Source organism: Catenulispora yoronensis, assembly GCF_039531695.1.
In the GTDB taxonomy this organism is placed as follows: domain Bacteria; phylum Actinomycetota; class Actinomycetes; order Streptomycetales; family Catenulisporaceae; genus Catenulispora; species Catenulispora yoronensis.
The window spans coordinates 57,809-83,060 of the sequence record NZ_BAAAQN010000012.1; the positions used below are offsets into that span (position 1 = coordinate 57,809).

Below are 25,252 nucleotides of genomic sequence, written 5' to 3' on the forward strand. Positions count from 1 at the left end.
GCCGCGGCCGGAGACGGGTCGGGTCCGAAGCAGGAAACGGACGGTACGCACCCGCCACCACAGCCTGAGGCGGGGGACACGGAGAATACGGGGGACACGGAGGCGGGGCCGCGCCGGGGCCGGAATCCGTTGCGGCGGTTCGCGGCCTGGTATCGGCGGCTGCCGCGCTGGCCGCGCCGGGCGCTGACCTCCTTGGTGGCGCTGCTCGCCCTCCTGGTCACAGCGGTCGGCGGGATCGGGATCGCGTTGTACGCCGAGGGCGCGGGGACTCCGTCGCCGGCGGCCCGGAGTACCGGGCACGACGCGTTGTGGCTCGGCCACGCGTGGGTGGGATGGCCGGCCGGGAACGGCCGGGACGCCAAGACTGACGCGGATTTCGCAGGGCTGGCAGCGTTGGTTCGTTCTTCAGGTATCAAGGATCTGTTCGTGCATGACGGGCCGTTCGACATGGACGGGTCGCTCGATCCGGGCAAGAGCCCGAACGCGGGGTGGTTCCTGGACCGGGTGCACCGGGAGCTGCCCGGCGTGCGGGTTCAGGCCTGGCTGGGCCAGGTGGTCGGCGGGGCGAGTCTGCATCTGGACGATGCCGCGACCCGGGGTCGGGTCGTCGCCGGGGTGGGTGCCGCGTTGGACCGCGGCTTCGACGGGGTCCACTTCGACTTCGAGCCGGTGCCCGACGGGGACCCGGGTTTCGTCGACGTGGTGGCGGCGGCGCGGGCCGTCACCTCCTCTCATCACGCGCTGCTGTCGGTGTCGGTGCCGCAGGTGGAGCCGGTGTCCGGTTGGCGGGTACCGGGGGACTTCCTCGCGGGGCATCCGAAGTGGTGGTCACAGAGCTATCTGCGGCGGGTCGCCGAGAACTGCGATCAGGTCGCGGTCATGGCGTATGACACCTCCTTGCCGACCGAGTGGGCTTATCGGGGATATGTCGAGCGGCAGACGGAGGTGGCGCTGCAAGCGGTGCCACCCGGCGTCGACCTGCTGATGGGCGTGCCGGCCTTCCACACCGACGATCCCGGGCATTCGGACTCCGCCGAGACGGTGCCGGCGGCGCTGACCGGCGTGCGGCTGGCGCTCGGCGGCCGTCCGCCGGCCCGGCCGTTCGGCGTGGCCATGTACGTCGAGTTCGCTGCCACACCCGCGGACTGGGCCGCGTACCGCGAGGACTGGCTCAACCCGGCCGGGGCGGCGTGACCAGAGCTCGGGCGTCGGCGTAGCGGGTGTTGGGGTCCAGGGGCAGAGGTTCGCCGCTGCTGGCTTCGGAGCAGCAGAACGCGAACATGCCGGCGGCGTCGATCGGAGCGGTCTCGCTGGCCGCCAGGCGCCAGCCGCGGACCACGTAGCCTTCGGACGCGGAGCCGTGGCCACCCTGGCCGCCGTGGCCGAAGCCACTGCCCAGACCGAAGGTGTCGCCGAAGTCGGCGTTTGCGGAGAGCGGCCGGGTCCGCAGGATCGCGGTCGCCTCGGACCTGCTGACGTGGGCCAGCGCGAACAGCTCGCAGACCTCGCGCTCCGCTCCCGAGGCCGGCAGGCTGACTGTTCTGATGTCGTCGGCCACTTCGAAGCGCAGGTCCTCGTCGGCGGTGACCGGGCCCGAGGGCGTGGGAACGGAGCAGTTCAGCCGGTGGGTCCCGGACCCCGCCCCCAGCACCAACCCGACGAACACTCCTTCGGCATACTCGCGCGCTCGGCCCACGGCGAGTTGCGGGTCGTCGCCGACCCGGGCGGCATCCCAGATCAGGGCGTCGAGCCGATCGATGCGGGCGGCCAGGCCGGCGACGGCCGGATCCGGCTCCGGGCCCGAACCGCCGGGCCGGTCGACGGGAGGTCGGTCCGTAGCGAGGCGGGAATGTGGCAGGTTTCTGATGGCGGACATGATCCCCTCCTTGGGTGGTTCGAACTTTCGTGCTCGAATCCACTGTAAACGGACATCCAAGGACCATGGGAGGATTCTGTCATTTTGTTACGAGAAAACGTGCTGATGTTCGAGGGTGGGGGTGCAGCGAAAAGGAGGGCCCGGGAACCCGGGCCCTCCTTCGCGCCGTGCCTCAGTATGACTTCGGCAATCCCAACGTGTGCTGGGCGACGTAGTTGAGGATCATCTCCCGGCTCACCGGCGCGATCCGCGTCACGCGCGTCGCCGCCAGCAGCGGCGCGAGGCCGTACTCGGTTGTCAGGCCGTTCCCGCCGTGCGCCTGGATCGCTTGGTCCACCGCTTCCACGGCGGCATCGGCGGACGCGAACTTCGCCATGTTCGCCGCCTCGCCGGCCGCCAGGTCGTCGCCGCTGTCGTAGAGCCAGGCCGCCTTCTGGGTCATCACCTTGGCCAGCTCGACATGGATCGCGGCCTGGGCCAGCGGATGGGCCACGCCCTGGTGGGTGCCGATCGGCTTGTCCCGCCACACCGTCCGGGTCTTGGCGTAGTCGGCTGCCCGGTCCAGCGCGTACTCGGCGGTGCCGACGGCGAACGCCGCGGCCATGATCCGCTCCGGATTCAGGCCTGCGAACAGCTGGAGCAGTCCGGCGTCCTCGTCGCCGACCAACGCGTCGGCCGGCAGGCGGACGTCGTCGAAGAACAGTTGGAACTGCTTCTCGGGGCCGTCTATCTCCATCTCGATCAACGTCTTGCTGAAACCGGGCGCATCGGTCGGCACGACCATGAGGGCCGGCTTCAGATTGCCGGTGGCCGCGTCCTTCGTCCGGGCCACGACCAGCACCGCGTCCGACTCGTCGACGCCGGAGATGAACACCTTCTGCCCCGTGAGCACCCACTCGTCCCCGTCCCGGCGCACCGCGGTGGTGATCCGGTGGGAGTTGGAGCCGGCGTCCGGCTCGGTGATGCCGAAGGCCATCTTGAACGACCCGTCGGCGATGCCAGGGAGCCACTTCTCCTTCTGGGCCGTCGTGCCGAAACGGGAGATGATCGTGCCGCAGATCGCCGGCGACACCACGATCAGCAGCAGCGGGCAGCCCGCCCGGGCCAGTTCCTCGCCGACCGCGGCCAGGTCCGCGATGCCGCCGCCCCCGCCGCCGTACTCCTCCGGCAGGCTGACGCCCAGGTAGCCGTTCCGCCCGACCTCGTTCCAGAGTTCGGTGCTTTTCGCACCGGCCTTGGTCTGCCGCCGCACGTAATCCGGTCCGTACCGCTTGGCCAGGTCGCGCACTGCCTGGCGGAGCGCCACGCGCTCCTCGGGCTCCACGAAGCTCATGTCCGCCAGCCTGCCAGGCGGGGAATGCAAAAACAATCCTGTCTGTTTGTTTTTTGGTCGGCGCGGTGCCGAAGTCGCGCGTCCGCGCCGGGGGAGGGCGCCGGTTCGGCCGTGGCCTTCACCGGGGACGGCTTCCTGGCCACCAGCGCGCACGTCGTGGAAGGCGTGAGCGCGGGCCTGGCGGTGACCTCGGACGGCGACGAGTACGGTTTCGACGTCGTCGGCCGCGACCGGCTCTCCGACCTGGCGGTGCTGCGGATGCCGCCGGGCCGGGTGCAGGCCGCGGCCCTCGGCGACGCGGACACCCTGCGGGTCGGCCAGCTGGTGGTCGCCGTCGGGAACCCGCTGGGCTTGGCCGGCTCGGTGACCGCGGGCGTGGTCAGCGCGCTGGGCCGCTCGCTGCCCACCCGCACCGAGCACGGCCGGTCGGTGATCGACGACGTGATCCAGACCGATGCCGCGCTTAATCCAGGCAATTCCGGAGGGGCGCTGGCCGACCACTGCGGCTGGGTGGTCGGCGTGAACATCGCCGTCGCCGGGGTCGGCCTCGGCCAGGCGGTGAAGGTCAACGCCACCACCCGGCTGATCCTGTCCGAGCTGATCAGCGCCGGGAAGGTGCGGCGGGCCTGGCTCGGCGTAGGCGGCTCGACGATGCCACTGCCCTCGGCGCTCGGCCGCAGGCTGGACCGCCGGACCGGGTTCGGAGTGGCCGAGGTGGTGCCGGGCAGCCCTGCCGCGCGAGCTGGGGTTTTGGTCGGCGGCGTGCTGCTGAGTGTCGAGGGCCGACCGATAGACACAGCGCAGGACCTGCAACGCATAATGCTGGCGCGGCGCGCCGGAGCCCAGGTCGCGATGACCTTGCACCGACGCGGCGCGCTGGTGGACGTGACCGTCGTGCTGGCCGAGCTGTCAGGAGTCTGACCGCGCCTGACCGGCTGAGTGCTCGGCGGCGGCCTTCTCCACAGCGGAGGTCTCCACCACCGAGCCCTCGACCAGTTCGGCGGCCAGCTCGGCGATCTCGTCCTCGGTCAGGTCGGGGGCCTCGCGGAGCTCCGGCTCGGCCATGGGTTCGGTGGCGGGGTCGCTGCCTGGTTCCGGCGTGATGCCCGAACTGGGCGACGGTTCCGCCGCCACCACGGGTTCGGCCCCGGAATCGGAGCTGGACCCGGAATCGGAGTCGGCCCCGGAATCGGAGCCGGCCGCCTGCTCAGGCTGCTCGCCGCCCTCGATCGCGACCTTCTCCGAGGACTTCTCCACCTCGCTCTGCGAGTCTCCCGTCAGCGAGGTCACCGCCTTGCTCACCGCTTCCACCGCCGCCCCCGTCGACCCGCCGGCGTTTTCGAGGAAACGGAGAAGCTCGACCGGGAACGGCAGCACGAGCGTCGAGTTCTTCTCGGCCGCGACCTCCACGATGGTCTGCAGCAGCCGCAGTTGCAGCGCCGACGGCGTGCGGGACATGATCCGCGCGGCATCGGACAGCTTGGTGGCGGCCTGGAACTCGCCGTCGGCGACGATGATGCGAGCACGGCGCTCGCGGTCGGCCTCGGCCTGGCGGGCCATCGACCGCTTCATCGACTCCGGCAGCGCCACATCCTTGATCTCGACCCGGTCGATCTCGACGCCCCAGCCGGTCGCCGGGGTCTCCAGCATCAGCTCCATGCCCTGGTTGAGCGGCTCGCGGTTCGACAGCAGGTCGTCCAGCAGGCTCTTGCCGATGATCGAGCGCAGCGAGGTCTGGGCGACGAGCGAGACGGCGTACTGGTAGTCCTGCACATAGATGAGTGCGCGGGCCGGGTCGATGACGCGGAAGTAGACCACGGCGTCCACTCGTACTGTGACGTTGTCCCGGGTGATCCCCTCCTGCGCCGGCACCGGCATGGTCACGACCTGCATGTTGACCGTGCGCAGCTTGTCGACGACGGGGATGATCCGGGTCAAGCCAGGCTGGCGGACGCTGTCCAGCGCCCGGCCGAAGCGGAAGACGATGCCCCGCTCGTATTGTTTGACGGTGCGCAGCGACGCGCCCATGGCCGCTGCTCCGGCCGCCACGGCGGCGATGATGGCGCTCACGATCGCGGTGATCATGGCGAGGTCCTTCCGGAAAGGACGCGCTGTCGGTGCGGCGCCGACCGGCGTTCGCACCCTGTTTTACGAGTATACGAATGTCTTACGTGTCCGGTTCGGATCCGGACCCGCCCCTGGTGCCCGCCGGGGCCGGATCGAAACCGGACAGATCAGATCAAAATCCGATGGGTCCAGATGGAAGACCCAGGTAGACGGCCTACCGATACTCGGCCAGTCGCCGCCACACACCGGCCACCGTCAGGACCATCACCGCCACGAACACCGCTGTGGGCGCCGCGGCCCAGCCGGACGCCCCGGTGCGGGCGTCGGCCATGGTGGCCTCGAAGGCGCTGCGCTGTGCGTCGGCAGCCTGGCCGAGATGGGTGTCGAGGGCGTAGAAGTCCTGGCCCAGCTGGCCACCCGCGATACCGGTGGCCTCGGTGAGCGCGGCGTCCACGTCGCCGCCGTCGACCTCACTCTTGAGTTTACCCACGTCGCTCTGGACGGCTGCCCAATCGCTGCCGGCGCGGGTGGACAGAGTGCCGTCGGTGCCGTTCAGTCCGGTGCTCAGCAGCCCGGGCTTCCCCGCGCCGCCGTTGAGCGCGACGAGGTCGGCGGCGTAGCCGTGGTCATAGCCGAAGTTCGGGGCGACCGCGTAGCGCACCATCGACCCGACCGCGTCGAAGGTGACGGCCCGGGCCTGCTGGATCCCGAGGTAGGGCGTCATGTGATGGTCGACGGCGTTCTGCACCCGGTCGGTCTGCTGCGAGGTCATGGCCAGGCCGGTGCCGAGGAACACCACGGTGGCCACCGTGGCGACCGCCAGGAACGGGTTCAGATTCCGCCGGAACCGGCGGGTCAGCAGCATCTGGAAGCCGACCAGCGCCGCGAGCAGCGGTAGACCGGTGACGAGCACCAGGACGGTGTCGATGGTCCAGGCCTGGTTCTGGTGCTTGGCCGAGGAATGCAGCTGGTCGGCGTAGGTGTCACGCAGCTGCGCCGCGACGGGCAGCAGATCGAAGTGCATGACGTCGGTCGCCTGGCTGTAGAACGACAGCGCGACGGGGTCCGGATGGCCCTTGGAAGCCGACTGGGACAGCTCGTCCTGGGAGATGGCTGTGGCGGACATGTCGTGGTAGAGCGCGACCTTGTCGAGCATCCCTTGGAACTGAGCCTGGACCGCGGGGTCCGTGGTGCCGCCGATCGCCTGGCGCAGGTCGGTGTCGATCTCGGCGACCCGGCGCGTGATGGTGGCCTGGGCATCGCTCTCGGCGGTGGCCAGGTTGTCGTCGCCGATCGCCAGTATTCGGCGGGCGGTCTGCGAGTCCAGGTCGCTCAGCGCGAAGTAGAGGTCTGAGGCGGCCTGCGCCTGGGGCGCGGTCTCGCGGCCGACCCGGTTCACCCCCTGCTGGGTATCTGTCACCGCCAGTGTCCCCGTGGCCAATGAGGCCGCCGCCAGCGCTAAGACCGCAGCGCTCCACAGGCGTAGCTTGTTCGGTGTCTTCCGTCCCCTTATATCTACCCCCACGGCAGCCACCGTAGGGAGCCAGAGTAAACAGCAGGCAACGCTCTGTGAAATGTCGGTCCAACAAGGCTGGCGATGGACTGGCGGGGATCAGCCGGTGAATACCAGGCTCCTCGTGCGGGAGCGGTGACCGCGAGCGGGATCGATCGCCGTCAGCCGGCGTGGAGCGCGGTGTCCTTCGCGATCGGTAGAGTTTTCTTTCGCAGCCCAGTTGAACCCCGTTGAAGGAGAGCCCCGTGTCCGACTTCGCAGTGACGATCGCCGACGGCCAAAGCCGGGACGAGCGGACGGTCACGGTGGGCACGACGCTGGCCGACCTGTTCGCCGGGGATCGCTCCGTGGTGGCCGCCCGCCTGATCGACGGCGCCGGTGAGCGCCTGGTGGACCTGGCCACCCTGGCCAAGGCCGGCGACGTGGTGGAGGCGGTGGCCGCCGACTCCGAGGACGGCCGCGCGATCATCCGCCACTCGACCGCGCACGTGCTGGCGCAGGCCGTGCAGCAGGCCTTCCCGGAGGCCAAGCTGGGCATCGGGCCGCCGATCCGCAACGGCTTCTACTACGACTTCGACGTCGACCGGCCGTTCACGCCGGAGGACCTGAAGGCGCTCGAGAACCGGATGCAGGCGATCGTCAAGCAGGGCCAGCTGTTCGCCCGCCGCCCGGTCACGGACGACGCCGCGCGCGAGGAGCTCGCCGCCGAGCCCTACAAGCTGGAGCTCATCGGCCTGAAGGGCAAGGCCTCCTCCGACGACGCCGGTGAAGGCGTGGACGTCGAGGTTGGCGCCGGCGAGCTGACCATCTACGACAACCTGGATGCCAAGACCGGCGATCTGTGCTGGAAGGACCTGTGCCGCGGCCCGCACGTGCCGAACACTCGGTACATTCCGGCCTTCAAGCTGATGCGCTCCGCCGCCGCCTACTGGCGGGGCAGCGAGAAGAACCCGCAGCTCCAGCGCATCTACGGCACCGCCTGGGAGTCCCGCGACGCGCTCAAGGCGCATCTGGAGTTCCTGGCCGAGGCCGAGAAGCGCGACCACCGCAAGATCGGCGCGGAGCTGGACCTGTTCTCGTTCCCGGACGAGCTCGGCAGCGGCCTGCCGGTGTTCCACCCCAAGGGCGGCACCATTCGCCGGGTGATGGAGGACTACTCGCGCAAGCGCCACGAGGAGGCGGGGTACGAGTTCGTCAACACCCCGCACATCACCAAGGGCCACCTGTACGAGATCTCGGGCCACCTCGACTGGTACAAGGACGGGATGTTCCCGCCCATGGTGCTGGACGAGGGCCACGGCAAGCAGGAGTACTACCTGAAGCCGATGAACTGCCCGATGCACAACCTGGTCTACAAGGCCCGCGGCAAGTCCTACCGCGACCTGCCGCTGCGGCTGTTCGAGTTCGGCACCGTCTACCGGTATGAGAAGTCGGGCGTGGTGCACGGCCTGACCCGGGTCCGGGGCCTGACGCAGGACGACGCGCACATCTACTGCACTCGCGAGCAGATGCGCGACGAGCTGATCAGCCTGCTGCGGTTCGTCCTGGACCTGCTGCGGGACTACGGTCTGAACGACTTCTACCTGGAGCTGTCCACGAAGGACCCGGAGAAGTACGTCGGCACCGACGAGGAGTGGGAGCTGGCCACCGAGACGCTGCGCGAGGTCGCCGAGGGCGAGGCGCTCGAACTGGTCATGGACCCGGGCGGCGCGGCGTTCTACGGGCCGAAGATCTCGGTGCAGGCGCGGGACGCCATTGGGCGGACCTGGCAGATGTCGACCATCCAGCTGGACTTCCAGCTGCCGCAGCGCTTCGACCTGGAGTACCAGGCCGCCGACGGGTCGCGGCAGCGACCGATCATGATCCACCGGGCGCTGTTCGGCTCCATCGAGCGGTTCTTCGGTGTGCTGACCGAGCACTACGCGGGGGCGTTCCCGGCGTGGCTGGCGCCGGTGCAGGTGGTGGGGATCCCGATCACCGACGCGCACGTGCCGTACCTGGACCAGGTGGCGGCCAAGCTGCGGGCCGAGGGGATCCGGGTCGAGGTCGACGCCTCTGACGACCGGATGCAGAAGAAGATCCGCAACACGCAGAAGCAGAAGATCCCGTTCATGCTGCTGGCCGGCGACGACGATGTGGCCAAGGACGCGGTTTCGTTCCGGTACCGGAGCGGGGAGCAGAACAACGGGGTGCCGGTCGACGAGGCGGTCGCCGAGATCGTGAAGGCGGTGCGGGAGCGCGTCTGATCGCGGTCGGGTGTGCCGTGCTGGTCGGGTGATTGCTGTCGGTGCGCCCCGGTGGTCGGGCGATTGCTGTCGGGCGCACCGTGATCAGTGTGCTCGGTCGGCGGAGTGGCGGGTCGGGGATGGTCCCGGTCCGCCGGTCCGCCGGTCGGGTGCGAAGGGGGAATCAGGGGGATTGCAGTGCTGATCACACATGAGACGTGGCCGCGCTCGGCGCCTGAGGCCGAGGCGGAGCAGGGGCGGCTGGCCGGAGCGGTGGACGTGTCGGTGCCTTTGGGGCCGCACCGCTACATCGCCGGACTGGATGTCGCTTACGCCGTCGATTCTTCGCGAGTGGCGGGGGCGGTGGTGGTGTTGGACGCTGACACGCTGGCCGTCGAGGACATGGCGACGGCCGTGATGGATGTCGAGTTTCCGTACGTTCCCGGGCTGCTGGCCTTTCGGGAGCTGCCGGCGCTGATCGCCGCGTTGGCCGAGCTCACGGTGGAGCCGGATGTCCTGGTGTGCGACGGCTATGGCATCGCGCATCCGCGGCGGTTCGGGCTGGCGTGCCACCTGGGTGTGCTGTCCGGGAAGCCGACGTTGGGCGTGGCGAAGACGGCCTTTGTGGGCCAGTTCGCCGAGCCCGGAGATCGGCGCGGGGAGGCCTCGGAGCTGGTGCACGACGGGGCGGTCGTGGGGGCGGCGCTGCGGACGCAGTATGCGACGAAGCCGATTTTTGTCTCGCCGGGGCACCTTGTGACGGTGGAGGACGCGACTCGGCTCGCGTTGAGGCTGGCTCCCAAGTACCGGTTGCCGGAGACGACGCGGCTGGCGGACCAGCTTTCGCGGCGGGCGTTGGGCGGGGCCGAGGGCTAGGCGCGCTGTTCGCGCGCCGGTTGTTCGTCTTATCGGTCTTGTTTGTCTGTTCGTCTGTTCGGCCAGGTGGCTATGCGCCTAGGCGTCTTCCGCGTCGGAATCCGTTGTGAGAGGGCCGTCGGCTTCGAGTTCGGAGTCGGCGGCCAGCTTCTTCAGGATGCGGAGAAACAGCTCGTTCTCGATGGGACTGAGCTCGGCCAGGAAGGCACTCTCGGTCTCCTTGTGAAGGCGCTCGCCCTCGGCGAGCGTCTTCTTGCCATGGGCGGTCAGGCCCACGATGTTCTTGCGGCGGTCTTCGGGGCTGCGGTGGCGCTCGACCAGGTCCTTGGCCTCCAGGTCGTCGACCAGGGCGACCATGGTGGTGCGGTCCACGCCGAGCTCGCGGGCGGCGTCCTGTTGGGACAGCGGTTCGGCGGCGTCGAGGACGACCAGCACGGCGAGCTCCCGCCCGGTGATCCCCAGCGGCTCCAGCGCACGCGCCCCGGAGGCGGCGAAGTTCAGCTGCGCGTGTTTCAGCAGGTAGCCGAGTCGCGCGTTGAGAAGGTCGGCCATACGGGTTAGTCTACCCGCAGCCTGATTGTCAGCAGCCCTGACGATTTGCTACAGTGACGATATGGAGTTGAGGATCGGCCTGAAAACCAGCCTGATGCACGTGTCCTACGAGGACGTGCGCCGGGTGTGGCAACAGGCTGACGAAATGACGGAGATAGCCGATGCCTGGCTCTGGGACCATCTGCTGCCGCTGGCGGGCGATCGCGGCGGGGACGTCCTGGAGGGGTGGACGACGCTCAGCGCACTGGCGGCGCAGACCTCGCGGTTGCGCCTTGGCCTGCTGGTGACGAGCAACCGTCTGCGACACCCGGCGCTGCTGGGCAAGATGGCGTCCACGGTGGACGTGATATCGGGCGGTCGACTGGTGATGGGCCTCGGCGTCGGCGGGACGGTTCAGCCGCCGGGGGCCGGCGGGGTGGCCGGGGAGAACCCGGCGGTCGCGGAGTTCGCGGCCTACGGGATACCGCTGATCAGCCCGAGCGAGGGGATAACACGTCTGGATGAGACTGTGCGGATATTACGGAAGATGTGGACCGAGGAGGAGTTCGACTATCAGGGTCCGTTCACGACCCTGGTGGGCAATCGGAACGCCCCCAAACCGCGGCAGCCGGCGGGTCCGCCGTTGCTGATCGGGGCCTGGGGCGAACGGGCCCTGCGTGTGGTCGCCGAGCACGCGGACGTCTGGAACATACCGGGGCCGCCGCACAACACGGTCGCGGAGATCGCCGAACGGTCGCGGATCCTCGACCGGCTCTGTGAGGCAGCCGGTCGGGACCCGTCGGACGTCACGCGTTCGGTGCAGGTCATCGTCGCCGACGACGGTGTGGCGCAGGCCCGGGCGGCGATCGCGGAACTGACCGCCGTCGGCGTGCGGCACGTCGTGGTCGGGTCGCGCCGCCAGTACCGGCCGGACGGGATGACATGGCTATTGAGGGAGGTGGTGCAACCGGCCTACGAGATCAGCAACACCTGACCGTTCTCGACCTTGACCTGGTGCGGAGCCAGGGCACGGGCTGCCGGGCCGGTGACCACGGAGCCGTCGGTGATCTTGTACTGACTGCCGTGGCAGGGGCAGGTGATCAGGGAGTTGTCGACGCTGCCGACCGTGCAGCCCTGATGGGTGCACACCGCGCTGAAGGCTTTGATGTCGCCGGCGGTCGGTTGGGTGAGGACGATCTGCTTGTCGGACAGGATTTTGCCGCCGCCGACCGGGACGGAAGCGACCGGGGCGAGGACGGTGCCGCCCGACCCGGCGGCGCCACTGCTGGACGTCGAGCCGCTGCTCATGGCGGCGCTGCCCGACGTGGAGTCGGACGAAGCAGGAGAGGAGGACGAGGAGGTGCTGGAACCAGCGCCGGCAGCCGGCTGACTCGTGGACGGGGCACCGGAACTGCCGTTGCTGCTGCTGGAGCTGCAACCCGCGCAGAGCGCGCCGGCCGCGGCCGCCAGGCCGACGAGGGCGTGGCGCCGGGTGGCGCCACCGCCGCAGCCGGTGAGGTCGGAAGGAGTGAACTGGTCTTCGATTGTCATCTTTCGCATCCAAAGAGGTGAGGAACCAGTAGAACCGTGACAACTCAATAGCCGAACGCGCGGTTCGTCCTGAGCTATACGTGGCTCGTGAGGCCTCGGTTCAACGGGCGAGTGGCGTTTACTGTGTGACATATGCAGCTTCGCGTCGAAAATCCGCTGACCCGCCTGACCCTCGCTGAGCTTCGCACCCGCACCAGCATGAAGTGGCGCACGTACCCTGACGACGTACTGCCGCTGTGGGTCGCCGAGATGGACGTGCCCACGCCGGAGCCGGTCGCCGAGGCGCTGGCCGCGGCGGTCCGCCGGGGCGACACCGGCTACCCGATCGGTGACGCCTACGCGCTGGCCCTGGGCGAGTTCGCCCAGAAGCGATGGGGCTGGGACGGTGTGACACCGGAACGGTCCGCCATCGTGCCGGACGTGATGCTGGGCGTGGTGGAGATGCTGAAGCTGGTCACCGGGCCGGGTGCTCCGGTGGTGGTGAACAGCCCGGTGTATCCGCCGTTCTACGACTTCGTCGGTCATATGGACCGGGAGGTCGTGGAGGCGCCGCTGGGAGCCGATGGCCGTATCGACTTCGACGCCTTGGAAGGGGCGTTCCAGGGCTTGGCCGAGCAGGGCCGCCGAGGTGCGTACCTGCTGTGCAATCCGCAGAATCCGACCGGCGTCGTCCATACTCCGCAGGAGCTGGAACGGGTCGCGGGTCTGTCGGCGGAGTACGGGATGCGTGTGGTCGCGGACGAGATCCACGCTCCGCTGGTCGCCTCGTGGGCGCGCTTCACGCCGTACCTGAGCGTCCCCGGCGCCGAGGACGGGTTGTCGCTGATGTCCGCGTCCAAGGGCTGGAACCTGGCCGGACTGAAAGCGGCCCTCGCGCTGGCCGGGCCGGCGTCCGCCGCCGAGCTGGCCCGCATGCCCGAGGAAGTCGGCCATGGGCCCAGCCACCTCGGGGTGATCGCCCACGTCGCGGCCCTGCGTGACGGCGGCCCCTGGCTCGACGCCCTGCTCGCGGGCCTGGACGCCAACCGCGCTCTGCTCGCCGACCTGTTGGCCGCGCACCTGCCCGGCGTCACCTGGCAGCCGGGGCCGGGTACGTACCTTCAATGGCTGGACTGCCGTGCGCTGAACCTGCTGGACGATCCTGCGGAGGTGTTTCTTGAGCGTGGCCACGTGGCGGTGAACTCCGGCATCCCGTTCGGGACCGGTGGTGAAGGACGAGTGCGCATCAACATCGCGACCTCACCACAGATCCTGACGGAGGCGCTGGAGCGGATGGGCGCAGCCGTGGGACGAAACTGACGCGAATCGCTGGTCGCCAGCCCGGCAGGACAGCGCGGCGACAGCTTCCGCTCACTGTTTCCACTCGCGCCAGGTCTGAGTGAAGACCTCGTAGGCGGCATCGTCGAAGAGGACGAATCTCACCTCCTGGACGCTGGTCGGAGTGTCCAGGACCGCGGCGATGGCGATCGGGGCCGCGTCGGTGATCGGCCAATGGAAGATGCCGGTGGAGATGGCTGGAAAAGCAACGGTGGCCGCCCCGAGCGAGTCGGCGACGCGCAGCGAGTTGGTGTGACACGCGGCGAGAAGGGTCGAGCGGTCCTCGGTGCGGGAGTGAACGGGGCCGACGGTGTGGATGACCCAACGCGCCGGCAGGCGGCCGGCGGTGGTGGCGACAGCCTGGCCGGTGGGCAGCCCGCGGCCATAGTGCGCGGCCCGGAGAGCCCGGCACTCGGCCAGGACGGCGGAGCCGCCCTTGCGATGGATGGCACCGTCGACGCCCCCACCGCCGAGGAGAGAGGAATTCGCCGCGTTTACGATCGCATCAACGCTCTGCTCGGTGATGTCTCCGCGGACCATTTTGATGCTGGGGGTGCGGTGGCACGGCGCAGGCATGTGGGGATGGTTTCAGGGCTCTGGGGGCGCCGCAAGCGAGTAAGTGTTCGACTGGGCCAGTTCGGCCAGCTCGGTAACGCTATGCCGAGCCCAGAACGCCCGACTTGACGAAGCCCACGGAGCTGAGAACGACCTAGCTTCAGAGCTGGTCCACCAGCTCGATTCAGCTTCAGCGAGGCTCAGGTGAGCCACCGGGCCAAACCGGGCGGCGCAGAGCCCAGCCGAACCGAGTGCAGCCCAGCCGAACCGAGTGCAGCCCAGTCCTGCCGAGTCGAGCGGGAGAAGCCGAGCGGGACCAAGTCGAGCGGAACCAGGCCGAGCGGAACCAGGCCGAGCGGAACCAGGCCGAGCGGAACCAGGCCGAGCGGAACCAGGCCGAGCGGAACCAGGCCGAGCGGAACCAGGCTGAGCGGGAGCAAGTCGAGCGGGGACAAGTCGAGCGGCACCAAGTCGAGGGGGAGAAACCGAGCGGGACCAAGCCCAGCGGGGACAAGCCCAGCGGGGGCAAGTCGAGCGGCACCAAGCCGAGCGGGAGAAACCGAGCGGGGGCAAGCCGAGCGGGAGAAGCCGAGTACAGAGCCCTGCCGAGTCAAGCCGAGTCGAGTGCGGGCCGAGCCGAGGTGGGTGGAGCCAAGTAGAGCTGAGCTGAGTGCGGCCGAGCCGAGTTGAGTCCAGCAGGGTGGAGCCCGGCTGAGCTGAGTTGAGGCCGGCGAACTCGGGGAATCTCGGCACTGTGATGGTTGGCTCGGCGCTCGGCCTGGCGAAGTTCGGCTCGGCTTGGCGGAGCTCAGGTCGGTGAGGGCCAGGCCGGGGAGGCCCAGCTCAGCCGGCAGCGCGGGCAGCGCAGGCAGTGCAGGCAGTGCAGGCAGCGCAGGCAGTACTGGCAGTGTCCTGATCGAAGCCCACTGGCTCGGCGCGCGCTGCTCCCGTCGTCAACAGTCCAAACCCCGCTACAAACTCAGCGACGATGCGACCCAGGCGCTGTCCGGGTGCTCGTTTCGGTCGAGCCAGAGGAAGGGTTGTTTGTCGCGTTGGTCGGGGTCGGCGTTTTCTTGCCAGGGGAAGAGGCCTTGGCGGTCGGGCCAGAAGGCTTGGAGGAGGGGCCAGGGTGGGGTGCGGATGAAGTCCATGCCGGCGCCGAACATGGCGGGGTACCAGCTGGGGTGGACTACGCGGGTGGCTATGTCGTAGTTGGCTATGACGCCTTTGCGGCGTTTTTCGGGGGCCAGGGGGCGGTTGTCGTGGGTGACTTGGAGGGCTATGCCGGTGACCAGGTGCATGGCGTTCTCTACCGGGAGGCCGGTGATGCAGATGTCGGGGCCGCCGGTGGTGTGCCAGAGGCCGATGGTGTAGGCCCAGTCGGGTGTGTCGTTGCCGGTGACGCCCATGGTGTGCCAGCCGTGGTGTTGGACGTTGCGCGCTATTTCGCGGTCGCGGGGGTCCCATGCGGCCTCGTTGGCGGAGTCCTTACACACTATGCAGCGGCAGGGAACCGGTTCTGTGTCCACATCCTGAAGGCTACCGGTTGTCAGGGGCCGGTGAGTGCTGTGGGGCCGTCGATCAGGCATTGGAGGGCGCGTTCGGTGAGGTCCAGGAGGTCGGTTTCCAGGTCGGTGATCCAGAGCTGCTGGGCGCCGAGGATGGCGCCGATCACGGAGCCGGACAGGACGCGGACTTCGAGGGAGTTGGTGGGGCGGTTGAGGCGTTCGGCGAAGAGTTCGGCGATCACGTCGGCGGTGGTGAGCATGTGTTCCAGGGCGCGGCCGCGGACTTCGGGGATGGTGAAGCTCAGGCGGGCGCGTTCGGCGGCTTCGGCGCGGTCTTCGGGGTCGATGCTGGTCAGGACTTCGTGGACGGCTAGGCGCAGGCCTTCCAGGGGTGGTGTTTCGGGGGGCTGGGCGCGGAAGACGGCGGCCACGATCTCGTCGTAGCTGTCCTGGAGGACGAGGTCTTCCTTGGTCGCGAAGTAGCGGTAGAGGGTGCTCGGGGACACGTCGGCCGCCGCGGCGATCTGCTCCATGGTGGTGGCGCTGTAGCCGTCCTGGCGGAACAGGCGCAGCGCGTGACGCTGGATGGCGTCGCGCGTCTGCGCCTTCTTCCGTTCCCGGAGGCCCAGGGGGGCCAGGGTGCGGAGGTTCCGGTCAGTCGGCGGCATTGAGGAGATCACCAGTCGATTCTGGCGCCTTCGCGGCTGGGGCGGTGACAGGGGCCGGTCGGCGCAGGCGGGTGGCGGCCAGGACGCCCAGGAAGGCGAAGCCGGCGCTGACCCACATGGTCAGGCTGGTGGCGTGGACCAGTGCGGAGCGGACCGATTCGAGCAGGGACGGGGAGTGCAGCTTCTGCGTGGCCACGGTGACGCCGTAGCCGGCGCTGCGGGCCACGGCGGCGGCGTCCTGGGGGGCCAGGCGCTTGGTGGCCTCGCCGACGCGGTCGCGGTACTCGCTGTTCAGCACCGTGCCCAGGACCGCCACCGCGATGGTGCCGCCCACCTGGCGGATCGTCATCAGCAGGCCGGAGCCGACGCCCGCGCGCTCCGGGCTGAGCTGGTCCAGGGCGGCGTTCATCGCGATCGGCATGGCCAGGCCCACGCCCACGCCGCCCAGGGCCAGCCAGAAGGCGACGAAGCCGTAGCCGGTGTGGACGCCGGTGGTGGAGCCGATCAGGAGCGCCACGGTCAGCAGCGCGAAGCCGGTGCCGATCAGCGGACCGGGTCCGGTCTTGGGCAGGAAGGGCTGGCCGCCGCGCACTCCCACGATCAGGCCGGCGATCAGGGGCAGCAGGCGCAGGCCGGTGCCGAAGGCGTCGGCGCCCTCCACCGCCTGGTAGAACTGCGGCAGCGTGAACATCAGCCCGAACAGGGCGAAGGTGACGATGGTGGCCAGGATCGTGCCCCAGGTGAAGCCGCGGGCGCGGAACAGCTCCAGGTCGATCAGGGTCTGCTTCGGACGGCGCTGGAGCTGCACGAAGCCGGCCAGCAGCACCAGGCCGCCGGCTATCGGCAGCAGCGCCTCGGCCGAGCCCCAGCCGGCGTCGCCGGCCTTGATCAGGCCGTAGGTCACGGCCGCCAGGCCGGCGGCGCAGGCCAGCAGGCCCGGGACGTCGATGGCGGGCTTGCGCTCGGCCCGGGACTCCGGCACCAGCCACAGCACCGCCAGCAGCGCCAGCACCACCACCGGCAGGTTGATCAGGAACACCGACCCCCACCAGAAGTGGTCCAGCAGCCAGCCGCCCAGGATCGGGCCCAGCGGGATGCCGAGCATGTTGGCGGTGGCCCAGATGCCCATCGCGCGCGGCCGCTCCTCGGGGGTGAACAGCACCGTCAGCACGCTCATGCTCAGCGGGATCAGCAGCGCCGCGCCGACGCCGAGCACGGCGCGCCAGACGATCAGCTGCCCGGCGCTGGAGGCGAAGGCGCAGAAGCCGGAGGACACGCCGAAGGCGACCAGGGCGCCGAGCAGCATCCGCTTGCGGCCGAAGCGGTCGCCGAGCAGGCCGCCGGGGAGCAGGGCCACGGCCATGGCCAGGTTGTAGGAGTTGGCGAACCACTGGAGCTGGCTGGTGGAGGCGCGCAGCGAGGTGGCCAGAGTGGGGAGCGCCACGTTCAGGATCGTCAGGTCCAGGCCGACGACCAGCAGGCTCAGGGCCAGCCCGCCGAGGGCCCACCACTTGCGCCCGTCAGCCGGCGCCGCCTCGGGCGCCGGCTGGTTCTCCTCGGTGATCATGACAGTCCCCTCCTCTTGAAAGTAACCTCTAAATGAAAGCTACTCTCAAAATTGGGACCGTCAAGAGGGACGGGGTCGGTGCGGCCCGCTTCAGGCCGGGCCTGTCAGTCGTCGACGAACTCCAGCGCCTGCGGCAGCGGCTTGCGGGCCAGGTCGGGCACCTCGCAGTCGGCGGCCGGATAGCCGACCGGGAACAGGATGTAGGGGCGCTCGGTGGCGGGCCGGCCGAGGATCTCGGTGAGGAAGGCCATCGGGTTCGGGGTGTGGGTCAGCGTGGCCAGGCCCATGGTGTGCAGGGCGGCTATGAACAGCCCGCAGGCGATGCCGACGCTCTCGTTGACGTAGTAGTTCTTGCGCAGGCGGCCGTCCGGCATCGGCGTGCTTTTCTCGGCGAAGGCCACGACGATCCACGGCACCGTGTCCAGGTAGGACTTGTCGGAGCCGGTCTCCAGCGGTCCCAGCGCCTCGCGCCAGGCGTCGGGCAGGCGCCCGCCCTCGTAGTTGATGCGCTCCTCGACCTCGGCGGCCTCCCGGATCCGGTGCCGCAGGTCCGGGTCGCCGACCGCGACGAACTTCCACGGCTGCTGGTGCGCCCCCGACGGGGCGGTGTTGGCCGCGGCCACGGCCAGTTCGATCATCTCGGCCGGCACCGGGTCGGAGGAGAAGAAACGGACACTGCGGCGGGCTTCCAGGTGCTCGTGGAAGTCGCGGCCGCGCTCGATCGCCTCGGCCTGGTCGAGGCGCTGGGGGCGGTACGGGACGAACGGATGCGTGTGGCTCCGATTCGCCGACGCGGGGTCGGTTGCCTGGTTGGTGGCAGTCATGGCGTCAGCGTAGAACGGGTGTGTGCTTGGAATCACGTCGTCAGCTGCGCATCCGGTCCGGTAGAGCTGGAGCCATGACTGTCGTGGAGAACGGCGCGCCGGAGCCGCCGCTGCACATATTCCGCACCAGGATCTGGTTCGACGAGCTCGACAAGGTCGGGGTCCTGCACAACGCCCGGTACGCGGTGCACGCCGAGCGCGCGCTGACCAGCTGGTACGACAGCCGGCCGGAGCTGGCCGCGTCCGGGGACGGCCGGCACCTGGTGAAGGCGTACGAGATCGAGTTCCTGGTGCCGGTCGCGGTCACCGGCGAGCTGGACGTGGAGCTCCGGGTGGCCAAGCTCGGCACCACCAGCTGCGCCTACGAGTTCCGGTTCGTCGGCGCGGGCGGCGTGGTGCACGCCGTCGGGCGCCGGACGATCGTGAAGACCGGCGCGGACCTGCGGCCCGAGCCGTGGTCCGCGGTGTTCCGGCAGACCCACGAGTAGGCCGGGAGCGGAGCCGGGCCCCGGCCCCGCGACCCCGGTGGGCTGAACGAGGGCGCCCCGACCCTCGAATACCTGGTTCGCGACTATTCATCAGGAATCATCGCGATATGCGAATCCTGACTATGGCGATGCTCACGGTCGCCGCCCTGACCTGCGGCACCGCCTCCGCCTCGGCCGCCGACCTCGGTCCCGCGGCCGGCTCCGCCGTCCACGAGCTGCACGCCGACCTGCGCGGCTCCGACTGCCCGACCGTCTCGGTGGTCGGGTCCGGCACCGCCACCGGGACTCCGGACACCGCGTATTTGAGCCTGAGCGTCGACCTCACCCGGCCGACCGCCGTCGCCGCGTCGAGCGCCGCCGCAGCCGCCGCGCAGGCCATGCTCACCGCGGTCGAGGGCCAGGGGGTCGCCGCCGCCGACGTCACCACCACCGGCCTGAACCTGAACGCGATCACCACCTCCGACCCGACCAGCGGGCCGCACATCACCGCCTACGACGCCGACGAGTCGTTCACCGTGCGGGTCCGCGACATCACGAAGACCTCCGCCGTGCTCCAGGCCGCCGCCACGGCGGTCGGCGACGACGGGCGGATCGGCGGCGTGTCGTTCGACCTGGCGGACCGCACGGCGCTGCGCGCCGAGGCCCGCGACGCGGCGGTCGCCGACGCCAGGGCCACCGCGAGCCAGTACGCGCACGACACCGGCCACACCCTCGGCGGCGTGATGCAGGTGTCCGAAGGCATGCACTCCAGCGGCAGCACGGTGCCGCAGCCGCCGGCGGCGCCGGGTGCGCCGCCGATCTCCACCGGCCAGGTGGAGGAGACGGTGTCCGTGAGCGTGACGTACCGCCTCAACTGAGCGACGGGGGAAGCCCGGCAGCCGGGCAGCCCGGCACCCCGGCGGCCCCGAAGCCCGGATTGCGAAGCGGAGCATTGAGAAGCTCCGCAAAACACTGAACAGCACACACCGGTGCCCGGACCCGACGGTCCGGGCACCGTCGCGTTCTCCCCGCGACCCGATCGAGCGCCGCTCTGCCAGGTCTCCGCCGCCGCTACCTACCGTCCCGCCCGGAATGGAAGCGTTCCGACCACTTACGGGAAGGACCAACCGTGCGAATGACCAAGAAGCTCGCCACCGTGGCGTTCGCCCTCGGTGCCGCGCTCGCCGGGAGTGTCACCACCGCCGCCGCGACGACCGGGGTACAGCTGGCCGCGTGCACCTCCGCGAACTTCGGCGCGCATGTCGTCTGGCTCAAGTTCACGAAGACCGACGGCTCGACGTTCTGCGTCGGCGGCGGCACCGGCACGGTCACGGTGAACGCCGACATCACGGCCTGGACCGGCTGGAGCGACACCATGACCAGCCCGGCGACCGAGTACTACGGGTTCCTGCACTACAGCGGCAGCGGCACGGGCTCCTACCGCATCGGCGACTGGGGCTCGGCGGCGCCGATCGGCGCGTGGAGCTACACCAGCGCGACGCTGCCCTGCATCCCGCCGCCGCCTCCCTACAGCAGCCTGTGCAGCTACCCGCTCAACCGGCCCTCGCTGCATGTCGACACCGTCGAGATCGACGGAACCACGAGCTTCTGACGGGACGCGGAACGCCAGGGGCGCTGCCGGGAAGACCCCGGCAGCGCCCCCGGCATCGGATCATCCGATCCTCGGACCACGGTCCGCCCTCACGACAACGGGTACGGCGCCAGCTCCTTCGGCAGCTCCGACGCCGCGGCCCGGTCCAGCAGGAACAGGCTCCGGCCCCGGCCCCGGGCGCCCGCCGCCGGGATCTGCACCGGTCCGGCGCCGGACAGCGCCAGATGCGTGACCTTCGCCTTCTCGGCGCCGGCCGCGACCACCCAGACCTCGGCCGCCGACTGGATCGCCGGCAGCGTCAGGGACACCCGCAGCGGCGGCGGCTTCGGCGAGCCGTGCACGCCCACCACGCTGCGCTGCTCCTCGTACAGGGCCGGGTGGCCCGGGAACAGCGAGGCGATGTGGCCGTCCGGGCCCATGCCCAGCAGCAGCACGTCGAACGCCGGGACGTCCGCGCCCTCCCGGGCGTGGTCCGCGAGCGTCGCGGCGTACCGCTCCGCCGACTCCTCGGGCGTGATGCCCATGGTGTCGGCGGCCGGCACCTGGTGGATGTTCTCCGGCGGCAGCAGCCCCTCGGCGACCAGGCCGTCCAGCAGCGCGGCCCGGGCCTGGGTCTCGTTGCGCTCGGGGTGGCCGGTCGGCAGGAACCGCTCGTCGCCCCACCACAGCTGGACCCGGGACCAGTCCACGGCGGCGCGCGCCGGGGACGCGGCCACCGCGGCCAGGGTCTTGATGCCGACGGTGCCGCCGGTCAGGACCAGGTGCGCGGCGCCGCGCAGCGCCTGCACGTCGACCACGCGGGTGATCAGCCGCGCCGCCACCGCCTGGGCCAGAACCTCCGCGTCCTGATGGACCAGGATCTGGGGCGTGGCGCTCATGGCGCGTCGCCCCTGTCGTCGGCCGCCGCCTGCTTCGCGGAGGAGGCCTTCGCGTTCTTCTGCGCCGAAGAGACCGGTGACGCGTCCGTCTCCACCCCGGCGGCGGCCGCTGCGTCCGTGGCCTCCGTCGCGATGTCCTCGCCGGCGGTCTCGGCCGGCGCTTCGCCCAGCGGCCCGTCGGACGGCTGCGCGGTCACCGTGATGGTGGCCGGCTTGCGCGGCGCGGGGGAGACCTCGGTGATCGCCGACAGGTCGTGCTCGGTGATGTGCCGCAGCACCTCCTCGTACGTCTCGTCGACGTCCAGGCGGCGCAGCTCCTCGGTCAGCAGATCGGCCAGCTCGCGCCGCTTCAGCGCGACGTGCCGGTCCGGCTGCTCCGGCATGGAGAGCACGGCCAGCATCCCGTCCGGGCGGTTCAGGCTGATCTCGCCGGCGTCGGTGCCCAGGTGCACCCCGGTGATGCCGGGGCCCTTGTCGGTGGACAGCGTCACCGGCACGCCCAGGCGCCAGCCCAGCCACACCGCCAGCAGCGTCGAGGACGGGTTGTCGATCTCGGCGGTGACCTTGACGTCCTTCACCGTGGTCGGCAGCTGGTCCAGCGCCGCGGCCAGCATGGAGCGCCACGGCGTGCAGCGGGTCCAGGCCAGGTCGGTGTCGCCGGGGGAGTAGCCGCGCAGCCGCTCGGCCAGCGAGGCCGGCTGGTGGGTGCCGGAGGCGTCGGTGATCCGGCGCATCGCCAGCTTGCCCAGCGGCGCCGCCGCCGGGTCCACCGGGGACTCGGCCGGCCACCAGGTGACCACCGGGGTGTCCGGCAGCAGCAGCGGCAGCACCACGGCGTCGGCGTGGTCGGCCAACTCGCCGTTGAGCCGCATCACCACGGCCTCGCCCGGGCCCATCTCGTCGCCGACCCGCACCTCGGCGTCCAGCCCGCTGAAGGGCTGCTCCGGGTGCGGTATCACGACCAGGATGCGCGAGGGGTGCGCGCGCGAGGCTTCGCGCGCGGCCCGCAGGGCGTAGTAGTGGTGCCGCTCGTCGGTCTCGATCACCAGGGTCAGGACCGCGCCCGTGGTGGCCGCCCCGGCCTCCTTGCGGATGTCGATCAGGGCGTTGGCGATCTTCGCCGAGGTGGTGGAATCCAGGTGCTTGATCATGGCCGCCGCCAGCTCCGTCCGTCCTTGGCGAGCATCTCGTCGGCCTTGGCCGGCCCCCACGTGCCCGAGGTGTACTGCTCCGGCTTGCCGTTCGCGGCCCAGTAGGCCTCGATCGGGTCCAGGACCTCCCAGCCCAGCTCCACCTCGGCGACCCGGGGGAACAGCGGCGCGTCGCCGAGCAGCACGTCCAGGATCAGCCGCTCGTAGGCCTCCGGCGAGGACTCGGTGAACGCCTCGCCGTAGGCGAAGTCCATGTTCACGTCGCGCACCTCCATCGAGGTGCCCGGGACCTTGGAGCCGAAGCGCACGGTCACGCCCTCGTCCGGCTGCACCCGGATCACCAGGGCGTTCTGCCCCAGCTCCTCGGTCTGGGTCGGGGTGAAGGGCAGGAACGGCGAGCGCTTGAAGACCACCGCGATCTCGGTGACCCGGCGGCCCAGCCGCTTGCCGGTGCGCAGGTAGAACGGCACGCCGGCCCAGCGGCGGGTGTTCACCTCCAGCTTCACCGCGGCGTAGGTGTCGGTCAGCGAGTCCGGCGCGATGCCGTCCTCCTGCAGGTACCCGATCACCTTCTCGCCGCCCTGCCAGCCGGCCGCGTACTGCCCGCGCACCGCGTAGGTGTCCAGGTCGTCGGGGAGCCGGACGGCCGAGAGCACCTTGGTCTTCTCCGCGGCGATGGCGTCGGCGTCGAAGGACACCGGCTCCTCCATCGCGGTCAGCGCCAGCAGCTGGAGCAGGTGGTTCTGGATGACGTCGCGCGCCGCGCCGATGCCGTCGTAGTACCCGGCCCGGCCGCCGATGCCGATGTCCTCGGCCATCGTGATCTGCACGTGGTCGACGTGGTCGCGGCTCCAGATCGGCTCGAACATCTCGTTGGCGAAGCGCAGCGCCAGGATGTTCTGGACCGTCTCCTTGCCCAGGTAGTGGTCGATCCGGAAGACCGACTTGGGCGGGAAGACCGAGTCCACGATCGCGTTCAGCTCGCGGGCCGAGGCCAGGTCGTGCCCGAACGGCTTCTCGATGATCACCCGGCGCCAGGAGCCCTCCGGGCCCTGGTCCAGGCCGACCTCGTGGAGCTGCTCGACCACGCCGGGGAAGAACTTCGGCGGCACCGAGAGGTAGAAGGCGTGGTTGCCGTTCGTCCCGCGCTCGGCGTCGAGCTTGTCGATGGTCTCCTTCAGCTCCATGAAGGCCTGCTTGTCGCCGAACTCGCCGGAGACGAAGCGGAAGCCCTCGGAGAGCTGGCGCCAGACCTCCTCGCGGTACGGGGTCCGCGCGTGCTCCTTGACCGCCTGGTGCACTTCCTCGGCGAAGTCCTGGTCGGCCCAGTCCCGCCGGGCGAAGCCGACCAGGGCGAAGCCCGGGGGCAGCAGCCCCCGGTTGGCCAGGTCGTAGATCGCCGGCATCAGCTTCTTGCGGGACAGGTCGCCGGTGACGCCGAACATCACCAGGCCGCAGGGTCCGGCGATGCGGGGCAGACGGCGGTCGGCGGCGTCGCGCAGCGGGTTCGGGACCACGCCGTCGGGGCCGCCGGTCTCGTGCGCGAGCTGCGTCTTCTCCGCCTGCGAGAGCTGGAAACCGGGGTGGTTCCCGCCCTTGTGGTGGAAAACGGGCTGGGTGCTCACTTCAGCTTGTCCAGTTCGCCCTGCACCGAGTCGAGGAGCTCCTTCCAGGAGACCTCGAACTTGTCCACGCCCTCGTCCTCGAGCAGCTGCACGACGTCGTCGTAGGAGACGCCGGCCTCCTCGAGGTCGGCCAGCACCTGGCGCGCCGCGTCGTAGGTGCCGTGGACCGCGTCCGGGACCGGCTTGCCGTGGTCGGCCTCGGCGTCCAGGGTGGCCTCGGGCATGGTGTTCACCACGCCGGTCACGATCAGGTCGTCCACGTACATGGTGTCCGAGTACGCCGGGTCCTTGACGCCGGTCGAGGCCCACAGCGGACGCTGCGCCTTGGCGCCGGCCGCCTCCAGGGCCTTCCAACGGTCGGAGGAGAAGACCTCCTCGTAGGCCTCGTAGGCCAGGCGGGCGTTCGCCACGGCCGCCTTGCCGCGCAGCTCCGTCTTACCGAGCTTCTCCAGGCGCTTGTCGATCTCGGTGTCCACCCGGGACACGAAGAACGACGCGACCGAGGCGATCTTGCCCAGGTCGTGGCCGTTGGCCTGGGCCTGCTCGAGGCCGGCCAGGAAGGCGTCCATCACCGCGCGGTAGCGCTCCAGCGAGAAGATCAGCGTCACGTTCACGCTGATGCCCGCGGCCAGCGTCTCGGTGATCGCCGGCAGGCCCTCGCGGGTGGCCGGGATCTTGATGAACACGTTCTCCCGGTCCACCAGCCACCACAGCTGCTTGGCCTCGGCGACGGTCGGCGCGCTCTGGTGCGCCAGGCGCGGGTCGACCTCGATCGAGACCCGGCCGTCCTGCTTGTCCGACGCGTCGTAGGCCGGGCGCAGCACGTCGGCGGCGTCCCGGACGTCGGCGGTGGTGATCATGCGGATCGCCTCGTCGACGGTCACGCCGCGCACCGCGAGGTCGCGGAGCTGGTCGGTGTAGACCTCCGAGCCCACGATGGCCTTCTGGAAGATCGTCGGGTTCGTGGTCACGCCCACGACGTTCTTCTCGGTCATCAGCTGGGCCAGGTTGCCGGTCCGCAGGCGCTTGCGGGACAGGTCGTCCAGCCAGATCGCCACGCCGGCCCCGGACAGCGCGTCCAGGTTCTGGTTCGTCATCTCGTCATCTC

Annotated in this window: 24 protein-coding genes; 9 read left to right on the top strand and 15 right to left on the bottom strand. The window is 70.2% G+C overall.

What is annotated here, in order from left to right; translation table 11 throughout:
• The first annotated feature begins 129 nt into the window (after positions 1-129).
• The gene (locus tag ABD481_RS12650; RefSeq protein WP_344665798.1) at positions 130-1,194 is read left to right on the top strand and encodes a glycoside hydrolase family 18 protein; all 1,065 of its coding nucleotides are present in this window, start codon (positions 130-132) and stop codon (positions 1,192-1,194) included.
• On the opposite strand, the gene ABD481_RS12655 is transcribed toward ABD481_RS12650, so the two are convergent.
• The gene (locus ABD481_RS12655; RefSeq protein ID WP_344665799.1) at positions 1,172-1,876 is read right to left on the bottom strand and encodes a hypothetical protein; all 705 of its coding nucleotides are present in this window, start codon (positions 1,874-1,876) and stop codon (positions 1,172-1,174) included. The genes ABD481_RS12650 and ABD481_RS12655 overlap by 23 nt on opposite strands.
• Positions 1,877-2,048: 172 nt before the next feature.
• Positions 2,049-3,209, bottom strand: a complete 1,161-nt coding sequence (locus tag ABD481_RS12660) for an acyl-CoA dehydrogenase family protein (protein ID WP_344665800.1) — start codon at positions 3,207-3,209, stop codon at positions 2,049-2,051.
• 111 nt (positions 3,210-3,320) lie between these two features.
• Here ABD481_RS12660 and ABD481_RS12665 point away from each other — a divergent pair, with 111 nt between their 5' ends.
• Positions 3,321-4,130 carry a S1C family serine protease gene (locus tag ABD481_RS12665; protein WP_344665801.1) on the top strand — a complete coding sequence of 270 codons (810 nt, stop codon included), beginning with the start codon at positions 3,321-3,323 and terminating at the stop codon, positions 4,128-4,130.
• Here ABD481_RS12665 and ABD481_RS12670 read toward each other — a convergent pair.
• Both ABD481_RS12670 and ABD481_RS12675 read right to left on the bottom strand, forming a co-directional pair.
• The gene (locus ABD481_RS12670; protein ID WP_344665802.1) at positions 4,119-5,294 is read right to left on the bottom strand and encodes an SPFH domain-containing protein; all 1,176 of its coding nucleotides are present in this window, start codon (positions 5,292-5,294) and stop codon (positions 4,119-4,121) included. The two genes, ABD481_RS12665 and ABD481_RS12670, sit on opposite strands and share 12 nt — an antisense overlap.
• A 196-nt stretch (positions 5,295-5,490) precedes the next feature.
• Positions 5,491-6,696 carry a hypothetical protein gene (locus ABD481_RS12675; RefSeq protein WP_344665803.1) on the bottom strand — a complete coding sequence of 402 codons (1,206 nt, stop codon included), beginning with the start codon at positions 6,694-6,696 and terminating at the stop codon, positions 5,491-5,493.
• Positions 6,697-7,034: 338 nt separating this feature from the next.
• On the opposite strand from ABD481_RS12675, the gene thrS reads away from it, so the two are divergent.
• Together thrS and ABD481_RS12685 are read left to right on the top strand one after the other, a co-directional pair.
• On the top strand, positions 7,035-9,035 hold the full coding sequence (gene thrS / locus ABD481_RS12680) for a threonine--tRNA ligase (RefSeq protein ID WP_344665804.1): 2,001 nt from the start codon (positions 7,035-7,037) through the stop codon (positions 9,033-9,035).
• 177 nt (positions 9,036-9,212) lie between these two features.
• Positions 9,213-9,890: an endonuclease V gene (locus ABD481_RS12685; protein WP_344665805.1), complete on the top strand. Its 678-nt coding sequence runs from the start codon at positions 9,213-9,215 to the stop codon at positions 9,888-9,890.
• Between the two features lie 78 nt (positions 9,891-9,968).
• On the opposite strand, the gene ABD481_RS12690 is transcribed toward ABD481_RS12685, so the two are convergent.
• Positions 9,969-10,442, bottom strand: a complete 474-nt coding sequence (locus ABD481_RS12690) for a MarR family winged helix-turn-helix transcriptional regulator (RefSeq protein ID WP_344665806.1) — start codon at positions 10,440-10,442, stop codon at positions 9,969-9,971.
• Between the two features lie 61 nt (positions 10,443-10,503).
• On the opposite strand from ABD481_RS12690, the gene ABD481_RS12695 reads away from it, so the two are divergent.
• Positions 10,504-11,415, top strand: a complete 912-nt coding sequence (locus ABD481_RS12695) for an LLM class flavin-dependent oxidoreductase (RefSeq protein ID WP_344665807.1) — start codon at positions 10,504-10,506, stop codon at positions 11,413-11,415.
• On the opposite strand, the gene ABD481_RS12700 is transcribed toward ABD481_RS12695, so the two are convergent.
• Positions 11,394-11,972 carry a Rieske (2Fe-2S) protein gene (locus ABD481_RS12700; RefSeq protein WP_344665808.1) on the bottom strand — a complete coding sequence of 193 codons (579 nt, stop codon included), beginning with the start codon at positions 11,970-11,972 and terminating at the stop codon, positions 11,394-11,396. The genes ABD481_RS12695 and ABD481_RS12700 overlap by 22 nt on opposite strands.
• 132 nt (positions 11,973-12,104) lie before the next feature.
• On the opposite strand from ABD481_RS12700, the gene ABD481_RS12705 reads away from it, so the two are divergent.
• Complete coding sequence (locus ABD481_RS12705; protein WP_344665809.1) at positions 12,105-13,271, top strand: MalY/PatB family protein; 1,167 nt, start codon at positions 12,105-12,107, stop codon at positions 13,269-13,271.
• 51 nt (positions 13,272-13,322) lie between these two features.
• On the opposite strand, the gene ABD481_RS12710 is transcribed toward ABD481_RS12705, so the two are convergent.
• From ABD481_RS12710 to ABD481_RS12730, 5 genes are all read right to left on the bottom strand, one after another.
• Positions 13,323-13,865 (bottom strand): O-acetyl-ADP-ribose deacetylase, encoded by a 543-nt coding sequence (locus ABD481_RS12710; RefSeq protein WP_344665810.1) that lies wholly within the window; start codon positions 13,863-13,865, stop codon positions 13,323-13,325.
• Between the two features lie 950 nt (positions 13,866-14,815).
• The gene (locus tag ABD481_RS12715) at positions 14,816-15,373 is read right to left on the bottom strand and encodes a DUF4262 domain-containing protein (protein WP_344665811.1); all 558 of its coding nucleotides are present in this window, start codon (positions 15,371-15,373) and stop codon (positions 14,816-14,818) included.
• Positions 15,374-15,393: 20 nt separating this feature from the next.
• On the bottom strand, positions 15,394-16,032 hold the full coding sequence (locus ABD481_RS12720) for a TetR/AcrR family transcriptional regulator (protein WP_344665812.1): 639 nt from the start codon (positions 16,030-16,032) through the stop codon (positions 15,394-15,396).
• Positions 16,007-17,587, bottom strand: coding sequence for an MFS transporter (locus tag ABD481_RS12725; protein ID WP_344665813.1), 1,581 nt, complete (start codon positions 17,585-17,587; stop codon positions 16,007-16,009). The genes ABD481_RS12720 and ABD481_RS12725 overlap by 26 nt, the downstream gene beginning before the upstream one ends.
• A 104-nt stretch (positions 17,588-17,691) precedes the next feature.
• On the bottom strand, positions 17,692-18,411 hold the full coding sequence (locus tag ABD481_RS12730; protein ID WP_344665814.1) for a nitroreductase family protein: 720 nt from the start codon (positions 18,409-18,411) through the stop codon (positions 17,692-17,694).
• A 74-nt stretch (positions 18,412-18,485) separates the two neighbouring features.
• Here ABD481_RS12730 and ABD481_RS12735 point away from each other — a divergent pair, with 74 nt between their 5' ends.
• The 3 genes from ABD481_RS12735 to ABD481_RS12745 all read left to right on the top strand — a co-directional run bounded on the left by ABD481_RS12735 (position 18,486) and on the right by ABD481_RS12745 (position 20,490).
• Positions 18,486-18,899 carry an acyl-CoA thioesterase gene (locus tag ABD481_RS12735; protein WP_344665815.1) on the top strand — a complete coding sequence of 138 codons (414 nt, stop codon included), beginning with the start codon at positions 18,486-18,488 and terminating at the stop codon, positions 18,897-18,899.
• Between the two features lie 107 nt (positions 18,900-19,006).
• Positions 19,007-19,756, top strand: a complete 750-nt coding sequence (locus tag ABD481_RS12740) for an SIMPL domain-containing protein (RefSeq protein ID WP_344665816.1) — start codon at positions 19,007-19,009, stop codon at positions 19,754-19,756.
• Between the two features lie 257 nt (positions 19,757-20,013).
• Positions 20,014-20,490, top strand: a complete 477-nt coding sequence (locus ABD481_RS12745; RefSeq protein WP_344665817.1) for a hypothetical protein — start codon at positions 20,014-20,016, stop codon at positions 20,488-20,490.
• Positions 20,491-20,579: 89 nt separating this feature from the next.
• Here the strand turns inward: ABD481_RS12745 and pgl are convergent, their stop codons facing one another.
• The 4 genes from pgl to tal form a co-directional block, all read right to left on the bottom strand.
• Positions 20,580-21,368, bottom strand: a complete 789-nt coding sequence (pgl, locus tag ABD481_RS12750; RefSeq protein WP_344665818.1) for a 6-phosphogluconolactonase — start codon at positions 21,366-21,368, stop codon at positions 20,580-20,582.
• Entirely contained in the window at positions 21,365-22,519 is a 1,155-nt protein-coding gene (locus ABD481_RS12755) for a glucose-6-phosphate dehydrogenase assembly protein OpcA (protein ID WP_344665819.1), read from the bottom strand. The genes pgl and ABD481_RS12755 overlap by 4 nt, the downstream gene beginning before the upstream one ends.
• Complete coding sequence (gene zwf, locus ABD481_RS12760) at positions 22,516-24,036, bottom strand: glucose-6-phosphate dehydrogenase (RefSeq protein ID WP_344665904.1); 1,521 nt, start codon at positions 24,034-24,036, stop codon at positions 22,516-22,518. Before zwf ends, ABD481_RS12755 begins: the two co-directional genes overlap by 4 nt.
• Positions 24,037-24,140: 104 nt before the next feature.
• Positions 24,141-25,241: a transaldolase gene (tal, locus tag ABD481_RS12765; RefSeq protein ID WP_344665820.1), complete on the bottom strand. Its 1,101-nt coding sequence runs from the start codon at positions 25,239-25,241 to the stop codon at positions 24,141-24,143.
• Positions 25,242-25,252 lie beyond the last annotated feature (11 nt).